The following is a 21,638-nucleotide window of genomic DNA, read 5'->3' on the forward strand; positions in this document are numbered from 1 at the left end:
CCATGAAGCTGTCGCTGATCCTGGAAGCCATCGACCGGGCCACCGCCCCGGCGCGGCGCGTGACCGCCGCCGTGGAAGGGCTGACCCGCCGGGGGATCAAGCCGCTGGGCAAGGCGATGCAGGACGTCGATCGCGCGGGCAGCCGCTTCCTGACCGGATTGCCGACGCGGATCACGGCACTGGCGGCGCGGGTGCGGGCGCTGGCCGGGCGTGCGGGCATGGGAGCGCTGACCAAGGCGGCCGAGGGCACGGGCTTTGCGATCGGGCGGCTGATCCGGATGGCGGGCGGGCTTGCCGCCAAGGGGCTGGCGCTGGGCACGGCCGGCGCCGGCTTCCTGGGCGGATGGTTCACGAGTGGCGTGATCGGTCAGGCGTCCAAATTCGAGCAGTTCCGCGTCGTGCTGGAAAATACCGAGGGCAGCGCCGCCGCCGCTAAAAGGGCGATGGACTGGGTCAAGCAATTCGCCACCGTCACGCCCTATGAGCTGGGCGACGTGATGGAGGCGTTTGTCGCGCTCAAGGCCTATGGCATCGACCCGACCGATGGCGCGCTGCGCACGCTGGGCGATGCCGCGTCGGGCATGGGCAAGCCGTTGATGCAGGCGATCGAGATGATGGCCGACGCGCAGACCGGCGAATTCGAGCGGCTGAAGGAATTCGGCATTCGATCGAAGGTGCAGGGCAACCAGGTCGCCTTCACCTATCAGCGCAACGGGAAGGAGATCACCCGCACCGCCCAGAAGAGCGGCGTCGCGATTCAGAAGGCCCTGATGGGCATTTTCGGCGAGCGATTTGGCGGGATGATGGACAAGCAATCGCGGACGTTCGCCGGCATGTGGTCGAACCTGTCCGACGCGCTGACCAATTTTCAGGTGTCGATCGCGGACGCGGGGTTTTTCGACGCCGTTAAGGGCAAGCTTGAGGCGATGCTGTCCCGCGTCAACGCGCTGGCCGCCGATGGCACGCTCGCCAAATGGGCGCAGACGATTTCCGACCGGATGACGGCGATCGCCGACAAGGCCGTCCAGTTCGCCACGGGCACCGATTGGGCGGCGGTGGGCAATGGGCTGGTAGGCATAGCGAACGCCTTGCTCGCGATCGTCGGGGCGCTGGGCAAGGCGTATAGCTATGCGTCGAATATCAGCGCGATCGCCGCCCGCAACCAGGCCAAGAATGGGTTGAACGGGTGGTTCGTCAGCGATCTGCGCAAGGCCGAGCTGCGCGAACAGCTTCGGAGTGCGAACCGGCGACTGGGGATGAACCCCAACGACGGCATTCCCGCCGACCAGCTCGAAAAGGAGCGCAGGGCACTCGACGTGACCGTGCCGGGCGTCGCGCCGCGCAAGCCGTTTGTGCCGACCGAAGCCCCGGCCTGGGGCAAGCCGGGCGCCTTTCGGCCGCTCGCCCCGCCCCGCGCGCTGGTGCCGTCGTCGGCCCGCCCCGCCGCGCCCGCCAAGCCCGCCGAGGGCAAAATCTCGCTCCACGTCACCACCGATCGTGGCGTTACCGCCACGCCGACGCAGGTATCGGCGCGCGGCATGAAGGTGGAGGTCAACACCGGCCGCGCCATGTCGGGTGTCGCGTGAGCGCCCCGGCGGGGTGGCAGCCCGGTGCCTGGCGCGGGCTGGCGTTCGTCACGAACGGACAGGACCAGGAGGGTGGGCGTCGCGGCGTCGTCCATGAATTCCCCCAGGCCGAGAAGCCGGTGTGGGAGGATTTGGGCCGCAAGGGCCAGCGTTATTCGATCGACTGCCATATCATCGGCGACGGGTTCATCGCGCGTGCCGCGGCGTTCGCCGATGCACTGAACGCGCCTGGCGCGGGGACGCTGGTGCACCCGTGGTACGGAACGATGCAGGTGGCGGTGGAGGGATTCACCCGCACCGATTCGACCGAGGACGGCGGCTATGCGGCGTTCACGATCGCCTTTGTCGAGACCGGCCTTCCGGCGCCGGCCCAGCCGAGCGTGGACAGTGCGGCGCAGGCGCAGGCGGCGGCGGAGGAGGAGCAGGCGGCGGCGGTCGAGAAGCTCGACGAGGATTTCAGCCTGTCCGAAGTCGCCGCGTTCGTCGAGGAACATGCCGGCGAGATCGTCAAATATGCCGGGGCGGCGATGGCGACGATGTCGGCGTTGCAGGGCGGGATCGGGCCGGGGCTGCTCGCGATCCAGGCCAATCTGGGGCTGTTGCCGCCGGGGGTGCAGGCGCAGCTGCGCGACGCGCTGGCGCTCGGCACGACATTGCTGACCGCGGTGCAATCGATCCGGGTCGTGGCGACTGCCGGCGTCGGGCTGATCGACGGACTGATCGGGCTGCTCGACCTGGGCAGCGACTTGCCGCCGATCGTCGGCGACACGCCCGCGCGCGATCGCCAGCGGGCCAACCAGGCGGCGCTGATCCAGATGATCAACCTTGCCACGGCAGGCGAAGTGGCGCGGGCGATCGCCGACACGAGCTTCACCTCCTATGACGAGGCGGTGCGCGTGCGCGATGCCGCGGCCGACGCCCTGGACGCGCTGGCCCTGCGCCAGGCGGATGCCGGCGACGATACGGGCGCCGATTCCTATGACCGGTTGCGCCGGGCGATCGTGCGCGACGTAACCGCGCGGGGCGGATCGCTGGCGCGGCTGATCTCCTACACCCCGCCGGGCACCGCGCCCGCGATTGTGATCGCGCACCGGCTGTACGGCGATCCCGCCACCGTCGAGGCGCGCGCGGCGGAGATCGTGGCGCGCAACGGCATCGCGCATCCCGGCTTCGTCCCCGGCGGCCGCGCGCTGGAAGTGCTGAGCAGCGGGGGTGACGCCAATGGCTGACGTCGACGCCGTTGCCGAGGCCGCCAAGATCGCCGAGCGTGTCGAGCTGGCGATCGGCGGCCTGCTCTATTCGGGGTGGACCGAGGTGAGCATCACGCGCGCGATCGACGCGATGAGCGGCAGTTTCGAGCTGGCGCTGGCGGCGCGCGCCGATGGCGCGTCGGCGGACCTCCCGGTCAAGCCGGGCGATAGGTGCGAAGTGCGCGTGGGCGGCGAGACGGTGATCAACGGGTGGGTGGATGCCGTCGCGCCGTCGATCGATGCCAATGCCCATGCGATCCGGGTGAGCGGGCGCGACCGTACCGCCGACCTGGCCGACTGTTCGGCGATTCACAAGCCGGGGAGCTGGCGCAATGTCCGGCTGGAGGCGATCGCGGCCGAGCTGGCCAAGCCGTTCGGGATCAAGGTGACGGCGAAGGCCGATACCGGCAAGCCGATCGCGCGGTTCGCGCTGCAACAGGGGGAGACGGTGCAGGCGGCGCTGGAGCGGTTGCTGCGGTTTCGCGGGCTGTTGATGGTGGCCGATTCGGCGGGCGACCTGACGCTGATCACGCCTGATGCCAATGCGCCGATCGCGACGCTGGCGCTGGGGGTCAACATCCTGTCGGCGGACGCCACGCACGATCATCGCGACCGGTTCAGCACCTATCGCGTCAAGGGCCAGGCGCCGGGCGACGAGCATCATCACGGCAAGGCGGTTTCGCAGCTTTCGGGCACCGCCAGCGATGCCGGCGTCGCGCGCTATCGCCCGCTGCTGATCGTCGCCGAGGAGGGCAGCGACAATGGCGGGGTGACGGCGCGGGCAAAGTGGGAGGCCGGGGTGCGCGCGGGCCGATCGCTGTCGGTGCAGGTTCGCGTGCTGGGGTGGCGCGTGTCGGCCGGGGGCGCCCTGTGGCGGCCCAATGTGCAGGTGCGGGTGCAGTGCCCGGCGGTGCAGATCGACGATGCGACGATGCTGGTGACGGCGGTGACCTTTGAAAAGAGCGATGCCGGCACCACCGCGACGATCACGGCGATGCCGCGCGGCGCGTGGCAGCCGCTCGCCGTCGCGGAGCCCAAGAAGTGAACGTCGCCGCGTCGATCGCCGCGCTGGGCGGGCGGATGCAGATGGCGATCGGGCGGTGCGTGCTGCGCGCGGTGGCCGACGACAAGGCGTGCCAGGAAGTCCAGATCGACGTGCTGGCCGACGAGACGATCGACGGGGTCGAGCATTTCCAGACCTATGGCCTGAGCGTGCATCCGCATCCCGAGGCCGAGGGGGTGTTGTTGTCGGTGGGCGGGCGCCGGGGCAACAGCATCGTGATCGCGGTGGGTGACCGCCGCTATCGGTTGAAGGGCATGCAGGCGGGCGAGGTCGCGCTGTACGACGATCTCGGCCAGGTCGTGCGGCTGACCCGCGACGGTATCCTGATTTCGAGCGCGCAGGGCGTGACGATCGAGACCGAAGGCGACCTGTCGATGACCGCGCAGGGCGACATGACGATCGGCGCGGGCGGAAGCCTGTCGATCGATGCCGAGGCGGGGATCGCGATCACCAGCGCGGCCGGCGCTTCGGTCACTGCCGACGGCGCGCTTGCGCTCGACGGGGCGAGCATCGCCGCCTCGGCAGACGGCGCGGTGACGATCGACGGCGCCAGCCTGACTGCTGGCGTCTCCGGGGCGGTGGCGATCAACAGTGACAATGTAGGCATCGGCAATGGCGCGACGCTGGGCGCGGCGCGGCGCACCGATGCGGTCAACGATTCGGACGACGTGATTTCGGGTGGCTCCAGCAAGGTGAGGATCGCATGAGCGCAAAAGGTTTCAAACGGCACACCCTCGATCCCGTCCAGGGCGGCACCATCCTTCGCGGCCTCGGCTATGCGCTCAAGCATGGCGACCCGGTCGAGGCCAGCGCGACACGCGATCGGAAGGGCCGTTGGCGGCGGGTCCATGCGCGGTGGCAGGATGGCTGGCGCTGCACATTGGTGCTTCACACCGATGGCACCGTGTCTTTCAGCATGACGCTCAAAATCCGCACCACCGACACGACGGTGGCGGCGGCGTGACGGACATCGCGATCGCCCTGGACGCCGAGACCGGGCTGTTCGACTTCGCGATCGAAGGCGGCGGGCTGGCGACCGATGACGGGTTGCGCACTGCGATCCTGATCTCGCTGCTCACCGATGCGCGGGCGCGTGACGACGACGATTTGCCCGATCCCAATGGCGATCACCGTGGATGGTGGGGCGATTGCGCCAATGCCGATTCGAACGACCGGATCGGCTCGCGGCTGTGGCTGTTGGAGCGCGCCAAGCTCACCGATGCGACGGTGTTGAAGGCGCGCGACATCGCGCGCGAGGCGCTGGCCTGGCTGGTCGAGGATGGCATCGCGCAGGCCGTCGACATCGAGGTCACCCGGATCGCGCCGACCGCCAGCCGCCCGACCGGCGCGCTGGGCATCCGGATTTCCATCACCCGCACCACCGGAGCGACCGCGGCGCGGTTCGATTTCGTGTGGGACGCGACCGCGCGGAGCCTGACCACGTCATGAGCTTTTACAGACCGACCCTGTCCGAGCTGATCGCCCGCGCCGAGGCGGACATCGACGCCCGCTTCCCCGGCGCCGACAGCCGCGTGCGGCGCAACGCCCTCAACGTGCTCGCGCGGGTGCATGCGGCCGCGCTGCACGGCGCCTATGGGATGATCGAGGACGCCTCGCGCTTCCTGCCCGACGTGGCGGACGGTGCGCGCCTGGAGCGTTGGGCATCGATCTATGGGTTGGTCCGCAAGCCCGCCGAGGCGGCGACCGGGAGCGTTGCGCTCACCGGCACGAACGGCACCGTGGCGACTGCCGGATCGGTGCTCGTACGCGCCGATGGCGAGCGGTACGTGATCGCGAGCGACGCGACGATCGCGTCGGGTGTCGCCTCGGCAGAGGTGGCGGCGGAGATCGCGAGCACGGCGGCGGCCATGGTCACGGGGCAGGAACTGACTTTCCTGTCGCCGATCGCCGGGATCGGCGCGACGGCAATCGTCGAGGCGCCGGGCATTGGCGGCGGTGTCGACCTGGAGACCGACGCCGGGCTGCGCGCGCGGCTGCTGGCGCGCATCCAGGCGCCCGTGCGCGGCGGAGCAGCAAGCGACTATCGCTACTGGGCGACCGAGGTGCCCGAGGTCACGCGCGCCTGGGTCTATGAGAATTGGGACGGGCTCGGCACCGTCAAGCTGCTGTTCGTGTGCGATGGGCGGGCGGACATCATCCCGGGCAGCGGTGACATTGCGGCGGTGGAGGCGTGGATCGCGCCGCGCCGCCCGGTATGCGCCGACGTGACGGTGGCGGCGCCGATCGCCGACGCGATCGCGTTCGACATCACGCTGACGCCCGCGACCGATGCGGTCAAAGCCGCGGTCGAAGCGGCATTGCGCGACCTGATCGCACGCGAGGCCGAGCCCGGCGGGACGCTGCTGATCAGCCATATCCGCGAGGCGATCTCGACCGCGGCCGGCGAGACCGATCATGTGCTCAACACCCCCTCGGCCAATGTCACCGCCGCCGCGGGGCACATGTCGACGTTCGGGAGCGTGAGCTGGTGACCTATACCGCCGCGCAATATCGCGATCAGCTGGTCTCCCTGTTGCCGCCCGGTGCGGCATGGGGCGGCGGCGCCGTGTCCCCCACGCTAGGTGCGTTGCTGGAGGGCTGGAGCGCGGAATTCGAGCGGCTGGATTTGCGGGTCGAGCAGCTCGGCGAGGAGGTCGACCCGCGCACGGCCTATGAGCTGCTCGGCGACTGGGAACGCAACCTTGGCTTGCCCGATCCGTGCACGGCCGCGGCGACGACGATTTCGGGGCGCCAGTCGGCGGCGCTGCGCAAGCTGGCGCTCCAGGCGGGGCAGACCCCGGCTTTCTATACCGAGCTGGCGGCGTCGATCGGGTTCGAGGTGGTGATTCACGAATTCGATCCCGACGTGGATGCCTATGACGCTTCGCTGACCGCGCTGATCGGCGGCGGCGCGTGGCGCTATGTCTGGCGGGTCGAAGTGCTCAATGCCGGCGACTTCACCTATGCGCGGATCGGCGACGCGGTGGGCACGCGCCTGGTCGAAGGCGATGCCGCGCTCGACCTCGAATGTCTGCTCCACGCGGCCAAGCCCGCGCACACTGTCGTCATTTTCAGCTACCCGGAGACCTGACCCATGCATCGCATCGATACGTCCGGCGCGACCGTCGACAACAAATTCAAGGCGTCGCCGGCACCCGCGACCCAGATCGGCCCCGACTGGATGAATGCCGTTCAGGAAGAGCTTGCCAAGCTGGTCGAGGACCCGACCGGCGGCAGCACCGCGTTGGTCAAGGCCAACAACGGTCAGGTGCTGGCTGCCGTGCTGGCGATGATCGGGCGTGAGGCGACGGCGCGCACGGCTGCGATCACTGCCGCGATCAACGCACTGGCGGAGCGCCGCCAGGTCGGGGTTTATTCCGGCCTGCTGACCGCGCCTACGACGCTCATGATCACCTTCCCTGTGGCGTTCCCGTCCGGCTCGGTACTCTCGATCGTCGCCACCGAAATCAACGCGACCGCCAGCGCCTCCAGGGACAACTGGGTCCAGATAATGAGCTATGACGAAACGGGCTTCACCGTCGTTGTCCAAGGCTCGGCGACGGGGGGCAGCCAGTCGATCGACGGGTTCCATTGGCACGCCGAGCTGGTGTAGCGTTCAAGGGCGCCTTAGCGGCTGCTGAGGGGTGCGTTAGAGATGGATTTGCGGTTTCGAAGTGCTCCAGACTTCACTGTCCCACACTCCGAGGTTTTCTGTCCCGCTACAGTGCCCGGCCCGCCAGAGACCCGAAGGCCCCGACTCGCAATTCTTCATCGTTCCTGTTTTGTACTCGATGAGCGTGACGATGTCAAGCGCTTTGTACCTAATGGGTTTGTTTCTAGCCGAGCTGCACGTCCCTTTGGCTAGCGACTCTCAACCGTGTTGCGCACGCCCGCAAACCGGGTTCCGCGCACCTCTCCTTCAGTAGATTCCCTGAATTCGTCCGACAAAGCCGAGTCCTCTGCACGACCGCTCCTACAATGAAGGCAATAATTTCTCGAATTCCGAGAGGATTTGTCTGTGTCCTTCCGTGTCCTGATGCTTGGCGCTGCTTCGATCGCGCTGCTATCGCCCTTGGCGGCATTTGCCGGCCCCGATCCCGATCCCGCCCCCGACGCAGTGAAACAGGAGGCGGCGCCAAAGGCCGCCGACCCCGACATGATCACCACCGGCGTCGCCAAGGGGCGCGACCGGCTCGACAGCGCGACCTCGACCAGCGTGTTCAAGGCCAGCGAGATCCAGAAGCTCGGGCCGCGCCCGCTCGCCGATCTTCTGCGCACCGTCCCCGGGCTGCGCGTCGAATCGGCGGTGGGCGAGGGCAATGCCAATTACACCGTACGCGGGCTTCCGCTCGCGGCGGGCGGCTCGAAATATATGCAGCTCCAGGAGGATGGGCTGCCCGTGATGGAGTTTGGCGACTTCTTCAATTTCGCCGCCGACGTGCTGCTGCGCGCCGATTTCAACCTGGCCCAGATCGAAACGATCCGCGGCGGCTCGGCCTCGACCTTCTCGTCGGATTCGCCCGGGGGCCTCATCAACCTGATCTCGAAGACCGGCGACACCCCCGGCGGCGCGGTGCAATTCACCAAGGGGCTCGACTATGGCGAGAACCGCATCGACGCCGATTACGGGGCAAAGCTCGGCGAAGACTGGCGTTTCCATGTCGGCGGCTTTTATCGCTGGGGCGAAGGGCCGCGGAACATCGGCTTCACCGGCTATCGCGGCGGCCAGATCAAGGCGAATATCACGCGCCAGTTCAGCAACGGCTATATCCGGCTGAACGCGAAATATCTCGACGATCGCTCGCCGACCTTCGCGCCCTATTATTTCAGCCTGAAGGGCACCGACGACAAGCCGGTGATCGCCAGCCTGCCCGGCTTCGACATCCGCAAGGATTCGGTGCTGTCGCCCCATATCAGCGCGGTGAAGACGCTCGACGGGACGAACACGCTCGCGCAATATCCCGTGAAATACGGGATGCACCCCAAATCCAAGGCGATCGGTATCGAGGCGCAGTTCGATTTCGGCGGCTGGATGATCAGCAACCGCGCGCGCTATTCGGAGAGCTCGGGCGATTTCCTGCGCATCTTCCCCAATACCGCCGACAGCGTCACCGCCTTCGCCGCGTCACAGGGCGGGGCGGGCGCGGTGGCGAGCTATGCGACGGGGCCGAATGCCGGCCAGGTGATTTCGCCGACCGCGAACATCAACGGCAACGGGCTGCTCGCGCTCTATTACATGGCGGAGACGCGGGCGCGCTCGCTCGACAATTTCACCAACGATTTCCGCGCGACGCATGTCTGGCGGGTCGGGCGCGGCGACCTGACGGTGACTGCGGGGCTGTACAAGGCGATCCAGACGCTCAAGTCCGAATGGCTCCACGCCTCGATCGACGTCGATGTCGCGGGCGACGGCCAGACCGCGATGGTCAATGTCACCAGCGCAGGCGGCGTGCCGCAGACGCTGGACGGCTTCTACGCCTTCGGCCGCGGCCGCACGAGCAAGTTCCGCCGCATCTTCGACGTCAAATATAATGTAACTGCCCCCTACGGCTCGGTAAATTACCGGATCGGCAAGGTCGCGATCGGCGGCAGCCTGCGCTATGACAGCGGGCGGGTGCGCGGGTCGCTGTTCGGCGCCGACCTGGGCGGCGGGCGCGTGGGGCTGGGCGCGACCGACATGAATGGCGACGGCAAGCTGACGGCTCCCGAGCAGAAGGTCGCCTTCCTGCCGCTGTCGCAACCCGCGCCGGTCGACTATAATTACGGCTATCTCAGCTATTCGGGCGGCGTGAACTGGCGCGTGGCGGAGCCCTTCTCGCTCTTCGCCCGCTACAGCAAGGGCGGCCGCGCCAACGCCGATAAAATCCTCTTTACGCCCATCGTTAGCCTAACCACCGGCGATGTTACTGATACTGCAGACAAATATGATGCCGTCCGCCAGCTGGAGGGCGGGTTCAAGTTCCGCAAATCGGGCATTTCGCTCAACGCCACCGCCTTCATCGCGCATGCCGACGATCATAACGTCCTCAACGGCTCGGCGAACCAGACCATCCGCAGCTACCGCGCCGAGGGGCTGGAGCTCGAGGGCGGCATCCGGCGTGGCGCCTTCAGCCTGACCGCGGGCGCCACCTATACCACGGCCAAGATCACGCTCGACAAGCTCGATCCGACGCTGACCGGCAAGGAGCCCCGCCACCAGCCGTCCTGGACGTTCGAGGCGACGCCGCAAGTTGAGACCGGGCTGTTCACCGTCGGCGCCAACATCGTCGGGCTGACCAGCAGCTATGCGCAGGACAGCAACCAGCTCAGGATGCCGGGCTTCACCGTCGTCAATCCGTTCGTCCAGTTCCGCCCGATCGACCGCGTCCAACTGTCGCTGAACGCGAATAACGTCTTCAACAAAGTGGGATTCTTCGAGATCTCGCAGAGCACCGTCCCGGCCAACGGGCTGGGGTCGGGGCGGACGATCCATGGCCGCACCGTATCGGCCTCGGCCCGCTTCGACTTCTGATCAGCCCGGGACGCGGCGCAGCCCGGCCAGCGCCGCGTCCCACGCCGCGATCTCGTCCGCACGCCGCGCCAGGACCCGCACCGGCCCGGCGTGCTCGGCTGCCAGGTCGACCTCGATCTCGGCATCCCATTCGAACGTCGCATTGCCGCTGATCGTCACGACTCGGTCCGCGCTCGCCATGCCGCGCACCAGCCCGCCCTTGTTGTAGACCAGCATTTCGGCACCCATCGCCACCCGCCCGGTCAACCCGGCGGCGAGCACCGAAGCCGCCATCGCACTCCCGCAACTATCGGTCAGCCCGACACCGCGCTCGAAGGTGCGCACGAACAGCCCGCCCTCGCGCAGTTCGACGAACGACAGATTGGCACGCGCCGGGACCAGCGCGGGTCCCGCTTCGCACCATTGCCCCAGTCCAACCAGCTCGCCCTCGTCGATGCGCTCGACGAACGTCACCAGATGCGGGTTGGGCATCGCCACCGCGGTAAAGCGCCGCGCACTCGGCAGCCCATCGATCGGTGCGTCGATCACCTCCGCCGCGGCGATATTCAGCCCCACATCGGCGGTCGCGGTCGATGCCGGCCCGACGATGGTGCGCACCGTCGCCACCCCCGGCGCCAGTTCGGGATCGCGCGCAACCTCCGCGCTGCTCGTCTTGAGCCGCACCCGCGCGGCGTCGAGCCCCAGCCGCTCGAACCCCAGCCGCGCGACGCAGCGCAGCCCGTTCAGGCACGTCTCCGCCTCGGACCCGTCCGAATTCCACATCCGCATCCCGAACGCGTGACGATCATCGCCCTGGGTCAGCGCCAGCATCCCGTCGCCGCCGACCGGTCCGTCGCGATCCGCCAAGGCGCGCGCCAGCCGTGCCCATTCGGCTTCGTCGAGCGCCAGCGCGCGCGCGTCGATCAGCGGGAAGTCGTTTCCCGAACCATGGCATTTGACAAAGGCGATCCGCATCGCGCCGCCCTACGCAACCGCGCGCGGCTTGGCCAGATCACTCTGCCGCAACGGCCCCGCCCATCGCCGCCACCATCGCGCAATCCCTCGCCAGCACCTCCGCGAAGCTCGGGCGCGCATGGATCGCGTCGAGATAGGCGGCGGTCCGCGGATAGGTCGCCGCGTCGACCTGCACGCCGATGCACCGCAGCGTCGCAAAGGGGCTCGCCACGGCGATGTCGGCCAAGGTGATCCGGTCCTGGACCAGATAGCCGCTGTCGGGGATCGCTGCCTCCAGATAGTCCAGGATCGGCGGCAACAGGTCGCGATGCGCGGCGCGCACCGCTTCATGGTCGCACGGCCTGTTCAGCACACGAGGCAGCACGAAGCGGTTGCCGAAGATCGCACTGCCCGCCGCCATGATCAGCGTATCGGCCAGCTCGTCATACCAGATCGTCCGCGCACGCGCGCGGGCCTCGGCGGGGATCAGCGCGGGATCGGGGAATTTCGCCTCGAGATAGGTCACGATCGCGCTCGAATCGGCGATCGCGAAATCCTCGTCCTGCAATGCGGGTATCTTGCCGAACGGGCTCGCCGCTTCGAACGCCGGCCCGCCGCGACCCATGCCCCCCGGGCGAGGCTCCAGCGTCAATCCCTTCTCGACGCCAAAGGCCCAGGCCTTGCGCACATACGGCGACAATGTCGAACCGAACAACAGCATCGGGCAATCCTCCCTGGCAAACCATTCTGATCCTCCGCGAACGGGTGGGCACCGGTTCGACGGACTGCAGCGACAGCAACCCGATGCTGTGGCAAGAGAGCGCGAATGATCGGATTCACGCTTCTGCTCGCCCTTGGCGCCGTGGCCTTCCTGCTGGTCCTTCGGCGCCTGAAGCTTCTGGAACAGGAGCTTCGCCGCGTCGAGTCCCTGATTGCGTTGTCAGAAACTCCGGTACGGTCCCCGCCCCGCGAAATGGCACCCCCCTTGCGCGCCGCCCCGCCGCGACTGCGTGAAGCACCGCCCCCCGCCGCCGCGCCGGCGCCCCTGCCCGAGCCCCTGCCCGAGCCCGCGGCCGACTCTGCCCCGCGCGCCGGTTTCGAATCGCTGGTAGGCGGGCGGCTGCCCATCTGGATCGGCGGCGTGGCGCTCGTGCTGGCCGGATTTTTCCTCGTACGCTATTCGATCGAGAATGGGCTGCTCGGCCCCGCGGCGCGCACGCTGCTCGCCGCACTGTTCGGCGCGGCCTTGGTCGCGGCCAGCGAAGCCGCCCGCCGCGCGCCGCAGACCCGCGATGATCCGCGCGTCGCCCAGGCGCTGGCCGGCGCGGGAGTCGCCAGCCTCTATGCCACGCTCTATCTCGCCGCCGCGCTCTATCATCTGATCGCGCCCGGAGCGGCGTTCGTCGCGATGCTCGCGGTCACGGCCGCTGCGCTGGGGCTGTCGCTGCGCCATGGGCCGCCCACCGCCGCCATGGCATTGGTCGGCGGCTTCGTCGCGCCGCTGATCGCCGGGTTCGACGCAGCGGGTATCGGCCCGCTCCTCGTCTATCTCACGCTCTTCCTCGCCGCGCTGTTCGGGCTCGCGATCCGCCGTGGCTGGGGCTGGCTCGCGCTCGCGGCGTGCGTCGCCGGCTTTGGCTGGATCAATTTCCTCGCGGTCGCGCTCGGCGGTGTCCCCGGCGATCTGCCTGCGGTCGGCGCGTTCACGATGCTGCTCGCAGCGGGCGCCAGCGCCGCCTTCGCCGCGACCGGGATCGCGAGCCGCTGGCTGCGCATCGCGCCGCTCGTCGCCGGGCTGGTCCAGCTCGTCGCGCTGGCCCCCGCGCTCGATTTCTCGCCGCTCGCCTGGGGCTTTTACCTCGTGCTCGCCGCCGCCACGCTCGCGCTCACCGCGCGCCAGCCTACTTATGCCCCCGCCAGCCTGGCGGCGCTGGCGCTGCTGCTCGTCCTCGAAGGCCTGGCGCTGGTGCAGCCCGATCGTGGCTTCGCGCCGGTCGCTGCGGGCATCGCGACGCTGCTCTTTGCGCTGCCGGGGCATGGCTGGGCGCTGCGCGAACGCCATTGGGCGGCGCTGGCGGCGGCGGGCACGTCCGGGCCGCTGCTCGTCGCGCACGCAGCCGCGCCGGATCTTCTGGCCGCCTGGAACTGGGGAATGCTCGAACTCGCCGCGGCTGCGGCGTGCGGCCACCTCGCCTGGCGGCTGCATCGCGCGGCGCAGCCCGCGATGCAGCCCGCCGCAACGCTTGCCGCGGGGCTGCTCGCTGCGGTCGGGCTCGCCCAATTCGTGCCGGTCTCCTGGCTTGCGCTGCCGCTGACGGTGGTGCTCGTCGGGCTCGCGCTCTGGGCGCGGGTCGCGCGCGTGCCGGCGCTGTTCGTCCTGCCGGCGCTGCCCTTCGTCGCCGCGCTGATCGCCGCGGCGCTGCCCATCGCCGGCTTTGCCGAGTTGCTGTTCGCCTCTGCCACCGGCGACAGGCTTCCCTTCGCGCACCTTCCCGCCGCGGCGACGCTGCTGCAAAGCTTGGCGCTTCCGGTCGCCGCATTGCTCGCGACGCTGCTCGACCCGCGCCAGCTTGGCCGCGCGCGGGAATGGCTGGGCGGCACGGCGATCACGCTGGGGCTGCTCCTCGTCTACGCGCTGGCCAAGCAGCCGCTGGCGATCGACACGCTGCCGCGCTTCGTCGCCTGGGGCTTTGTCGAACGCGCGCTGCTGACTCAGGCGTGCCTTGCCGCGGGGTGGCTGATGCTCAAACGCCAGCGGCTGCCCCGGCTCGGCGGTGTCCTGCTGATGCTCGGGCTGTGCCGCTTCGTCTGGTTCGACCTTGTCCTGTTCAACCCGGCACTCGTTGCCCAGTCGGTCGGCCCGCTGCCGCTGATCAACGCAGCGTTCCTGCATGCCGCGCTCGCCGCCTTCTGGCTCTGGAGCCTCGCCCCCGCGCGCGGCTTCCGCGCCGCCGCGGCGCTGTTCACACTGGTCGCCGCGCTCGTGGCGGTGCGCCAGGCGACGCATGGCGATCTGCTCACGGGCCCCGTGTCGACGGGGGAAAATGGCGGCTATTCGGCGATTTTGCTCGGCGTGTCGGGGTTCTGGCTGTGGCGCGGCATCGCTGCGCGCCACCACGATCTAAGGCTTGCCGGGCTGGGGCTGCTCACGGTGGTGACGTGCAAGGTGTTCCTGATCGACGCCGCCGCGCTCGACGGCCTGCTGCGCATCCTGTCGTTCCTTGGGCTCGGCGTGGCACTGATTGCGATCGGCTGGGGCTATGGGCGCTTTCTCGGCAGCCCGGCACCGGCCGCGCCGGAGAGCGACGCAGCGACATGACCCGCTCCGCGCGGGTTCAGCCGTTGAGCGTGCCGATCCGGCGCGACGCGGCGGCGACCAGCGCATCCTGTGCGCGCAGGATCGCGTCGAGGCACGATTCGGCGATCGGGCGGGCAAAGACCACGCCAAACCGGCGGCCCTCGGCCCAGGCGACGCGCGCCGTGCCCAGCCCGATGCCGCACGCAATCTGCACATCGCTCCCCACCGCCGGGGTCGGCGTGCCATAGACCATTGCGCCCAGCGTCGACAGATCGAGCAGATGCACGCGCACCGCGTCCCGCGTGTCCGTCGTCATCTGCGCGGGCTGGAACACTTTGCGCCGCGCATTTCGGCGCCGTTCCTCGCGATTGGTTGAAAGTCTCATCGAAACCCCCTGATTTCGTTACGGCTGCACTCGCACGGCAGCGGGGATCGCGTCGCGTCGAATAGTGGTTAGGAAAAGCTTGCCTGGTCCAATTTAGTTGAAATGTTGCACGCGTGCCGCACCTATCCGGCGCGGTCGCCGTGCAGCCCGTAATGATCGGCGACTCGGTCGAGTGCGAGCGTCAGCACCAGCTTGCCCGCGCGCACCGGCCACCCCAGCCCCTTTTCGGCATCGGCCAGGCCTTCGCCGGCGCACACGACGCGCCACAATATGTCGGCCAGGCCCGGCCCCGCCGCGCCGATCGCCGCATCGAACCGGCGCCGCGCCGCAACCTGTGCCAGCGTCGGATCGATCGCTGCGGGCGGGCCGCGGCGTCCCGTCTGACCGGTGCGCGGCTCCCACCGCATCGTCACGCTGGGGGCCAGCGAAGCCCGTTCGTAATCGCCGCGAAGGCGCTCGCCCGCCTCAAACTGGCGCGCGCTCAAATGCCCGCGCGCGCGTAGCCAGGACAGGGGCGATTCGGCGAGGTTGACCGTCACGCTACGCCGCCGCGCGGTTGCGCGGGGCTGTTCGGGTTCGATGTCGCGTTCCACCAGGTGCCGCATTGCATGCTCCTCTTCTGTGCGACTCGGCCTTGCCACGAAGGCCTGCTTGTAGGACAGTAGAAAAACCGATTTGGTTAGGACGCCCTATGATCACTGCTATTCGCGAAGTGCGCCGGGCGCAGGGACTGACGTTGGAGGAAGTCGCCGCGCGCTGCGATCCACCCACCACGGCGCAGACCATCGGTCGGCTGGAAACCGGGATGCGCACCGTTTCGGTGGGCTGGCTCAACCGGATCGCCGCGGCGCTCGGGGTCGATGCCGCCGATCTGGTGCGGCTGCCCGACCGGCCCGACATTGCCGTGGCGGCCGAGCTGGACGTCGACGGCGCGCATGCCCTGACGCACCCGGCGACGGTGACTCCGCCGCGTGCGGAGCCGGCGCTGGTGGCCGTCGTGGTGCGCGGCGGGATTGGCGATTATCGCGCGGGGGACGTGATCTGGTGCGAACGGCTGGCGCCTGAGGCGTTCGGCACCGCGCTCAACCGCGACGTGCTCGTTCCGCGGCCGGTGGGGCGCTATGTCTTCGCGCGGATGATCGGGCGTGAGCGGGGCCAGCTCCACCTCGTGCCGCTGGGCGCCGGGGCGCGGCAACAGGTCGTGGCCGATCCGCCCTGGATCGCGCGTGCGGTGCGGCTGGTGCGCCCGCTTTGACGCGCGCCATAGGCATCTCTACGCACTTGCCGACTCGTGTGGTTGGGCGCATTTTGCGGGAAATTACCGGAGGGGAAAATGCAATGTTGAAACTGGCTGTATCGGCTGCATTCGCAGTCGCCATGGTCGCCTCGCCTGCCTTGGCGGAGGAATGGGACTTCGTGCTGATCAACGGTGCGGGCAAGGCGATCAAGACCGTCGAAGTCGCGCCCACGGGCACCACGACCTGGCAGGCGAACAAGAAGGACGAGGACGTCAAGCACGAGGCCGAAGTAAAGGCCGGGGGCCGCATGACCGTCCATTTCGACAAGGGCAGCGAATGCCGCTATGACGTGAAGGTCACCTTCGCCGACGACAGCACCGGCGTCTGGGCGCGCATTAATTTGTGCGATAACAGCTATGTGACCGTCAAATACAACGCAGCCGGCGCCCCGGTCGCCACCGCGAGCTGACCGCTCCGTTCCGTATAGCGCCGGGATGGTGGGCGGTGACGGGCTCGAACCGCCGACCCTCTCGGTGTAAACGAGATGCTCTACCAACTGAGCTAACCGCCCCCTGCCCCCGCGCGCAATTTCGGTGCGCGGGCGGCGATGGGAAGTTGCCGATGCCAAAAGCCGGGCTCGGGGGCAAGCCCCTGTCGCGCGATTACACCAGTTGCAGCCCGTGGCGCCGTACCGCCCCTACATAGTTGCGCATGCCATCCAGCGCCTTGGCACTCAGCGCGATATAGGCGCGGCGGCGGTCCGCGGGGTCGGCCTGGCGCTCGAACAACCCGGCTTCGTGCAGCGTGCCGATCCAGCGCAGCGCCGTCGTCGGCGGCACCGCCGCGGCGATGCAGAGGCTGGATACCGACACCCGACGGTTTTCCAGCGCCGAGGCGAACAGGTCGAGCAGCATGTCCCATGCGGGATCGGCGAACAGCTCGCCTTCGAAAAACTGGGCGCGCATCCGTCGCGCGCGGATCACGGCGCGCAGTTCGGGCGCGCTGGGATCGCCGGGTTCCGCGCCTTCTGCCCGATAGCCGGTTGCGGTATCGCGGACGCCGCCGCGGCGCTCGGCCTCCTCACCGCGGGTAAGCCGGGCGAGCGTATCGACCAGCCGCGCGACTTCGGCGGTGACGCGCTGCAACTGGTCGGGCTCGGGCTCGCGGCTCGCATCCTCGACCATTGCGCCGGCGCGCCAGGCCGCGATCGACACCGCGCTCAGCCATTCGCCTTCGGTCGGGTGGCAGAGGAGTTGCGTGCGCGGGCCCAGCAATTGCGCCGCCCCAAGGTCGATCTGCTCCGGCAGCAGCGCCGCGACGATCCCCAGCGATCGTTCGCGTGCCAGCGTGTCGACCCGCGCCAGAACCAGGTCGAGCAGCGCGTCTGGCGCCCCAGCCGCCTCGACGACGATGAGGTGGACGCCATCATAGCAGGTTACGTCGCGTGCCGCCTCGGCGAAGTCGACCAGAACCGCGCCGCATTGCGCCCGCTCGATCGCAGCCAGCGCCGCTCCCGCTTTCGCGCCCGGCTCGGCTACCACCAATGCCTTCAGCGTTGTCGAGCCATAGTCGATCTCCGGTTGCAGCATCACCCATCCCCCCGGTTCGGCGCTCAGTTCGTCTTCTGTTCCAGGGATGCCGCATCGCTCCGAAACGGTTGAGTCGATCTATCTCCATTTCGGAGGATTACCGGTGCCGCGGCGAGTGCCCCCGCGACAACCCCTCCGAATCGGATCAACTCACCGATTCGGCGACAATCAATCGAGCGACTTCACGATCTCTTCGACCATCTTCTTCGCGTCGGCGAGCAGCATCATCGTATTGTCGCGATAGAAAAGCTCGTTGTCGACGCCGGCATAACCGACCCCGCCCATCGATCGCTTGATGAACAGCACCGTCTTGGCCTTTTCGACGTCGAGCACGGGCATCCCGTAGATCGGCGAGGACTTGTCGGTCTTCGCCGCGGGATTGGTCACGTCGTTCGCCCCGATGACGAACGCAACATCGGTCTGCGCGAACTCGCTGTTGATGTCTTCCAGCTCGAACACGTCGTCATAGGGCACGTTCGCTTCGGCGAGCAGCACGTTCATGTGCCCCGGCATCCGCCCCGCGACCGGATGGATCGCATATTTGACGCGGACGCCATGCGCCTTCAGCTTGTCGCCCATTTCGCGCAGCGCGTGCTGCGCCTGCGCCACCGCCATGCCGTATCCGGGGACGATGATGACCTGTTCGGCCTGGCTCATCAGAAACGCCGCGTCCTCGGCCGAGCCGCGCTTCCACGGCCGGTCGGTGGCGACCGCCCCGGCAGGCCCGCCGCTGTCACCGCCAAAGCCGCCCGCGATCACGCTGATGAAGCTGCGGTTCATCGCGCGGCACATGATGTAGCTCAGGATCGCGCCCGAGCTGCCGACCAGCGCGCCGGTGACGATCATCGCGGTGTTGTGCAGCGTGAACCCCATCGCCGCCGCCGCCCAGCCCGAATAGCTGTTGAGCATCGACACCACCACCGGCATGTCCGCGCCACCGATCGGCACGATCAGCAGGAAGCCGATGACGAAGCTCAGCACCGTCACGGTCCAGAAGATCCACGGACTCTGGTCCTGGGTGAAATACGCGATCAGGCCGAGAATGCCGGCGAGCAGCGCAAGGTTGATGACATGCCGCCCCGGCAGCAGGATCGGCTTGCCGCCCATATTGCCGTTAAGCTTGAGGAAGGCGATGACCGAGCCGGAGAAAGTGATCGCGCCGATCGCGATGCCAAGGCCCATTTCGATGCGGCTGACCGTCAGAATCTCGCCATCGTCGCCCAGAATGCCGAACGCGCCCGGATTGAGGAACGCCGCCGCCGCGACGAGGACCGCCGCAAGCCCCACCAGCGAGTGGAAAGCCGCCACGAGCTGCGGCATCGCCGTCATCGCGATCCGCCGGGCGGTAACGATGCCGATCGCAGCGCCGATACCGATCGCCACCAGCAGCTCGACCAGCGTCAGCGTGTCGAGCACCGGCGTACCGAAATTCTCGCAGATCGCGCCTGTGGGGCATGGCGGCGCGATGCGCGGGATGTGCGTCACCAGCGTCGTGACGACCGCGATCGTCATGCCGATCATGCCGAGCCGGTTGCCGCGCTGGCTCGACGCCGGGCTCGAAAGCCCGCGCAACGCCAGGATGAAGCACACCCCGGCGACCAGATAGGCGAGCGATGCCCAGGGATTGGCAGCGACGTGTTCCATGCTCAGCAGTCTCCCCGGCGGCGCATCAACGCACCTTCTTCTTGTACATCGCCAGCATCCGCGCCGTGACCGCGAAGCCCCCGAAAATATTGATGCTGGCCAGCACCACCGCGAGCAGCCCCAGCCACTTCGAAATAGCACCCCCCGCCCCGATCCCGCTCGCCGCGCTGGCGATCAGCGCGCCGACGATGATGACCGAGGAAATCGCGTTGGTCACCGCCATCAGCGGCGTGTGCAGCGCGGGGGTGACCGACCAGACCACGTAATAGCCCACGAAACAGGCCAGCACGAAGATCGACAGGATCGAGATGAAGTCCATATTTACTCCTGATCCTCGCGCCGCAGGGCGGCGCGAGCGACGATGCCACGGACGACTGCATCGCAGTCGCGCAAAATCTCGCGGGCCGGGACTCGCAACACATCCAGGCTCCGGTCTGCAAACCATCTGTCCCGGGCCAGATCGCGTTCCGGACGGTCTCCGAACCCATGAGCCTCGCCATCAACTTCGATGATCAACCGACATTCATGGCAATAGAAATCTGCGAAAAACGGGCCTGCGGGATGCTGCTTGCGAAACTTGAACCCGCCGGGTCGCGGCTTCAGCGCCCTCCACAGCAGCACTTCCGGCAGCGAAAGTTCGCGGCGCATCGTCCGCGCGCGCTGCGTGCTTCCGGCTACGCCTTGCAGCATTCAAATCCTCCCCTGAAAGGGGAGGGGGACCGCGCCGAAGGCGTGGTGGAGGGGTATTCCGGTCGCAGCGAAGGGCCCACGCCCCGAGCGGCGACACCCCTCCGTCGCGCTAGCGCGCGCCACCTCCCCTTGCAGGGGAGGATTGGTCACGAAACCAACCTCTCATGAACCACCTTGCCGCCCTGCGTCACCCGCACGGCGTTGCCGATTTCCTCGTCGAGCACCGGCTTGCCCGCTTCCTTGTCCCAGAAGGCGCTGAGGAAGTTGAACAGGTTGCGCGCGAACAACGCGCTCGCGTCCGCCGACAGCCGGCTCGGCACGTTGCGGTGGCCGACGATCCGGACGCCGCTAACCGTCACGACTTCGCCCGCGACTGCGCCTTCGACATTGCCGCCCTGCTCCACCGCCAGATCGACGATGACGCTGCCCGGCTTCATGCTCGCGACCTGCGCCGCCGAGATCAGCCGAGGCGCCGGGCGTCCCGGAATCAGCGCCGTCGTGATGACGATGTCCTGCTTGGCGATGTGCGCCGAAACCAGCTCGGCCTGTGCCGCCTTATATTCGTCCGACATTTCGGTGGCATAGCCGCCGCTGCCTTCGCCTTCGATGCCGGCCACCTTCTCGACGAAGATCGGCTTGGCGCCCAGCGAGAGGATCTGTTCCCTGGTCGCGGCGCGCACGTCGGTAGCGGAGACCTGTGCGCCCAGCCGCCGCGCGGTCGCGATCGCCTGGAGCCCGGCGACGCCCACGCCCATCACCAACACCTTGGCCGCGCTCACCGTGCCCGCTGCGGTCATCATCATCGGGAACGCACGATCATATTCGGCGGCGGCGTCGAGCACCGCCTTGTACCCCGACAGGTTCGACTGCGACGACAGGATGTCCATCGACTGGGCGCGGGTGATTCGCGGCATGAATTCCATCGCCAGCGCCTCCGCGCCGAGCGCGGCGTAGCGATCGATCCGCGCGCGCTCCCCGAAGGGATTGAGCCCAGCGACGATCCACGCCCCCGGCGCGAGTCCGCCGAGCGTATCGGGATCGGGGCCCTGCACGCCCAGCACGATCCCGGCATCCGCAAGCACCTCCGCGCGGCCGGCGACGGTTGCGCCGACATCGGCATAGGCATGGTCGGCGATCGAGGCGCCGGCGCCCGCGCCGACCTCCACCGCCACCTGCGCGCCGAGCCCGATGAACTTCTTGACGGTCTCGGGAGTCGCGGAAACGCGCCGCTCCCCCGCGACCGTCTCCTTGAGCACCGCGATCTTCACGTCAGCTGGCGATCAGGAAGACGACGAACGCGGCAATCAGGGCGACGCCGACGGTGCCCCATTTCATCATGCTGGTAAAACCCGCCCAGGTCGCTTCATGCGCCTGCAGATCCGCGTTGTTATTGCCGGTGTCGGCCATGCCAGTATTTCCCCTGAACGGTGTCGGCGGACCTTAACCGCGGT

The 21,638-nt window shown here is 68.3% G+C and carries 23 protein-coding genes and 1 tRNA gene; 13 read left to right on the plus strand and 11 right to left on the minus strand.

Annotated elements, in window-relative coordinates; translation table 11 throughout:
- Positions 1-2 precede the first annotated feature (2 nt).
- From TS85_RS25795 to TS85_RS17340, 10 genes are all read left to right on the plus strand, one after another.
- A complete protein-coding gene (locus TS85_RS25795; protein ID WP_052507989.1) occupies positions 3-1,586 on the plus strand; it encodes a tape measure protein in 1,584 nt (527 codons plus the stop codon).
- Positions 1,583-2,815, plus strand: a complete 1,233-nt coding sequence (locus TS85_RS17300) for a DNA circularization protein (RefSeq protein WP_044333867.1) — start codon at positions 1,583-1,585, stop codon at positions 2,813-2,815. The genes TS85_RS25795 and TS85_RS17300 overlap by 4 nt, the downstream gene beginning before the upstream one ends.
- Positions 2,808-3,881 carry a phage baseplate assembly protein gene (locus tag TS85_RS17305; protein ID WP_052507990.1) on the plus strand — a complete coding sequence of 358 codons (1,074 nt, stop codon included), beginning with the start codon at positions 2,808-2,810 and terminating at the stop codon, positions 3,879-3,881. The genes TS85_RS17300 and TS85_RS17305 overlap by 8 nt, the downstream gene beginning before the upstream one ends.
- Positions 3,878-4,606: a phage baseplate assembly protein V gene (locus TS85_RS24260; RefSeq protein ID WP_052507991.1), complete on the plus strand. Its 729-nt coding sequence runs from the start codon at positions 3,878-3,880 to the stop codon at positions 4,604-4,606. Before TS85_RS17305 ends, TS85_RS24260 begins: the two co-directional genes overlap by 4 nt.
- A complete protein-coding gene (locus tag TS85_RS17315; RefSeq protein WP_044333868.1) occupies positions 4,603-4,863 on the plus strand; it encodes a hypothetical protein in 261 nt (86 codons plus the stop codon). Before TS85_RS24260 ends, TS85_RS17315 begins: the two co-directional genes overlap by 4 nt.
- Positions 4,860-5,348, plus strand: coding sequence for a phage GP46 family protein (locus TS85_RS17320; RefSeq protein ID WP_052507992.1), 489 nt, complete (start codon positions 4,860-4,862; stop codon positions 5,346-5,348). Before TS85_RS17315 ends, TS85_RS17320 begins: the two co-directional genes overlap by 4 nt.
- Entirely contained in the window at positions 5,345-6,391 is a 1,047-nt protein-coding gene (locus TS85_RS17325) for a baseplate J/gp47 family protein (RefSeq protein ID WP_044333869.1), read from the plus strand. Before TS85_RS17320 ends, TS85_RS17325 begins: the two co-directional genes overlap by 4 nt.
- Positions 6,388-6,990: a YmfQ family protein gene (locus tag TS85_RS17330; RefSeq protein WP_052507993.1), complete on the plus strand. Its 603-nt coding sequence runs from the start codon at positions 6,388-6,390 to the stop codon at positions 6,988-6,990. The genes TS85_RS17325 and TS85_RS17330 overlap by 4 nt, the downstream gene beginning before the upstream one ends.
- 3 nt (positions 6,991-6,993) lie before the next feature.
- The gene (locus TS85_RS17335) at positions 6,994-7,512 is read left to right on the plus strand and encodes a gp53-like domain-containing protein (protein WP_044333870.1); all 519 of its coding nucleotides are present in this window, start codon (positions 6,994-6,996) and stop codon (positions 7,510-7,512) included.
- A gap of 405 nt (positions 7,513-7,917) precedes the next feature.
- A complete protein-coding gene (locus TS85_RS17340) occupies positions 7,918-10,410 on the plus strand; it encodes a TonB-dependent receptor domain-containing protein (RefSeq protein ID WP_227698525.1) in 2,493 nt (830 codons plus the stop codon).
- Here TS85_RS17340 and dapF read toward each other — a convergent pair whose 3' ends face one another.
- Both dapF and TS85_RS17350 read right to left on the minus strand, forming a co-directional pair.
- Positions 10,411-11,364 carry a diaminopimelate epimerase gene (gene dapF / locus TS85_RS17345; protein WP_044333872.1) on the minus strand — a complete coding sequence of 318 codons (954 nt, stop codon included), beginning with the start codon at positions 11,362-11,364 and terminating at the stop codon, positions 10,411-10,413.
- A 37-nt stretch (positions 11,365-11,401) separates the two neighbouring features.
- Entirely contained in the window at positions 11,402-12,064 is a 663-nt protein-coding gene (locus TS85_RS17350; protein ID WP_044333873.1) for a glutathione S-transferase family protein, read from the minus strand.
- A gap of 252 nt (positions 12,065-12,316) precedes the next feature.
- Between TS85_RS17350 and TS85_RS17355 the strand changes: the two genes are divergently transcribed.
- Positions 12,317-14,662: a DUF2339 domain-containing protein gene (locus tag TS85_RS17355; protein WP_227698526.1), complete on the plus strand. Its 2,346-nt coding sequence runs from the start codon at positions 12,317-12,319 to the stop codon at positions 14,660-14,662.
- Between the two features lie 16 nt (positions 14,663-14,678).
- Here the strand turns inward: TS85_RS17355 and TS85_RS17360 are convergent, their stop codons facing one another.
- Positions 14,679-15,026, minus strand: a complete 348-nt coding sequence (locus TS85_RS17360) for a PilZ domain-containing protein (protein WP_155006468.1) — start codon at positions 15,024-15,026, stop codon at positions 14,679-14,681.
- Positions 15,027-15,148: 122 nt separating this feature from the next.
- Positions 15,149-15,631: a DUF6456 domain-containing protein gene (locus TS85_RS17365; protein WP_044333877.1), complete on the minus strand. Its 483-nt coding sequence runs from the start codon at positions 15,629-15,631 to the stop codon at positions 15,149-15,151.
- 86 nt (positions 15,632-15,717) lie between these two features.
- Here TS85_RS17365 and TS85_RS17370 point away from each other — a divergent pair, with 86 nt between their 5' ends.
- Positions 15,718-16,281, plus strand: coding sequence for a helix-turn-helix domain-containing protein (locus TS85_RS17370; RefSeq protein ID WP_044333878.1), 564 nt, complete (start codon positions 15,718-15,720; stop codon positions 16,279-16,281).
- A gap of 83 nt (positions 16,282-16,364) precedes the next feature.
- Positions 16,365-16,733, plus strand: a complete 369-nt coding sequence (locus tag TS85_RS17375) for a hypothetical protein (protein WP_044333879.1) — start codon at positions 16,365-16,367, stop codon at positions 16,731-16,733.
- Between the two features lie 26 nt (positions 16,734-16,759).
- On the opposite strand, the gene TS85_RS17380 is transcribed toward TS85_RS17375, so the two are convergent.
- The 7 genes from TS85_RS17380 to TS85_RS24815 form a co-directional block, all read right to left on the minus strand.
- A tRNA-Val gene (locus TS85_RS17380) sits at positions 16,760-16,835 on the minus strand.
- Positions 16,836-16,926: 91 nt separating this feature from the next.
- Entirely contained in the window at positions 16,927-17,853 is a 927-nt protein-coding gene (locus TS85_RS17385; protein WP_044333881.1) for a winged helix DNA-binding protein, read from the minus strand.
- 168 nt (positions 17,854-18,021) lie between these two features.
- A complete protein-coding gene (locus tag TS85_RS17390) occupies positions 18,022-19,497 on the minus strand; it encodes an NAD(P)(+) transhydrogenase (Re/Si-specific) subunit beta (protein ID WP_044333883.1) in 1,476 nt (491 codons plus the stop codon).
- A 25-nt stretch (positions 19,498-19,522) separates the two neighbouring features.
- Positions 19,523-19,816, minus strand: a complete 294-nt coding sequence (locus tag TS85_RS17395; protein ID WP_044333884.1) for a proton-translocating transhydrogenase family protein — start codon at positions 19,814-19,816, stop codon at positions 19,523-19,525.
- Positions 19,817-19,818: 2 nt separating this feature from the next.
- On the minus strand, positions 19,819-20,187 hold the full coding sequence (locus TS85_RS17400; RefSeq protein ID WP_044333886.1) for an endonuclease domain-containing protein: 369 nt from the start codon (positions 20,185-20,187) through the stop codon (positions 19,819-19,821).
- Between the two features lie 146 nt (positions 20,188-20,333).
- The gene (locus tag TS85_RS17405; protein ID WP_044333889.1) at positions 20,334-21,455 is read right to left on the minus strand and encodes an NAD(P) transhydrogenase subunit alpha; all 1,122 of its coding nucleotides are present in this window, start codon (positions 21,453-21,455) and stop codon (positions 20,334-20,336) included.
- Between the two features lies 1 nt (position 21,456).
- On the minus strand, positions 21,457-21,594 hold the full coding sequence (locus tag TS85_RS24815) for an aa3-type cytochrome c oxidase subunit IV (protein ID WP_077228678.1): 138 nt from the start codon (positions 21,592-21,594) through the stop codon (positions 21,457-21,459).
- Positions 21,595-21,638 lie beyond the last annotated feature (44 nt).

Source organism: Sphingomonas hengshuiensis, assembly GCF_000935025.1.
Lineage (GTDB): Bacteria > Pseudomonadota > Alphaproteobacteria > Sphingomonadales > Sphingomonadaceae > Sphingomonas > Sphingomonas hengshuiensis.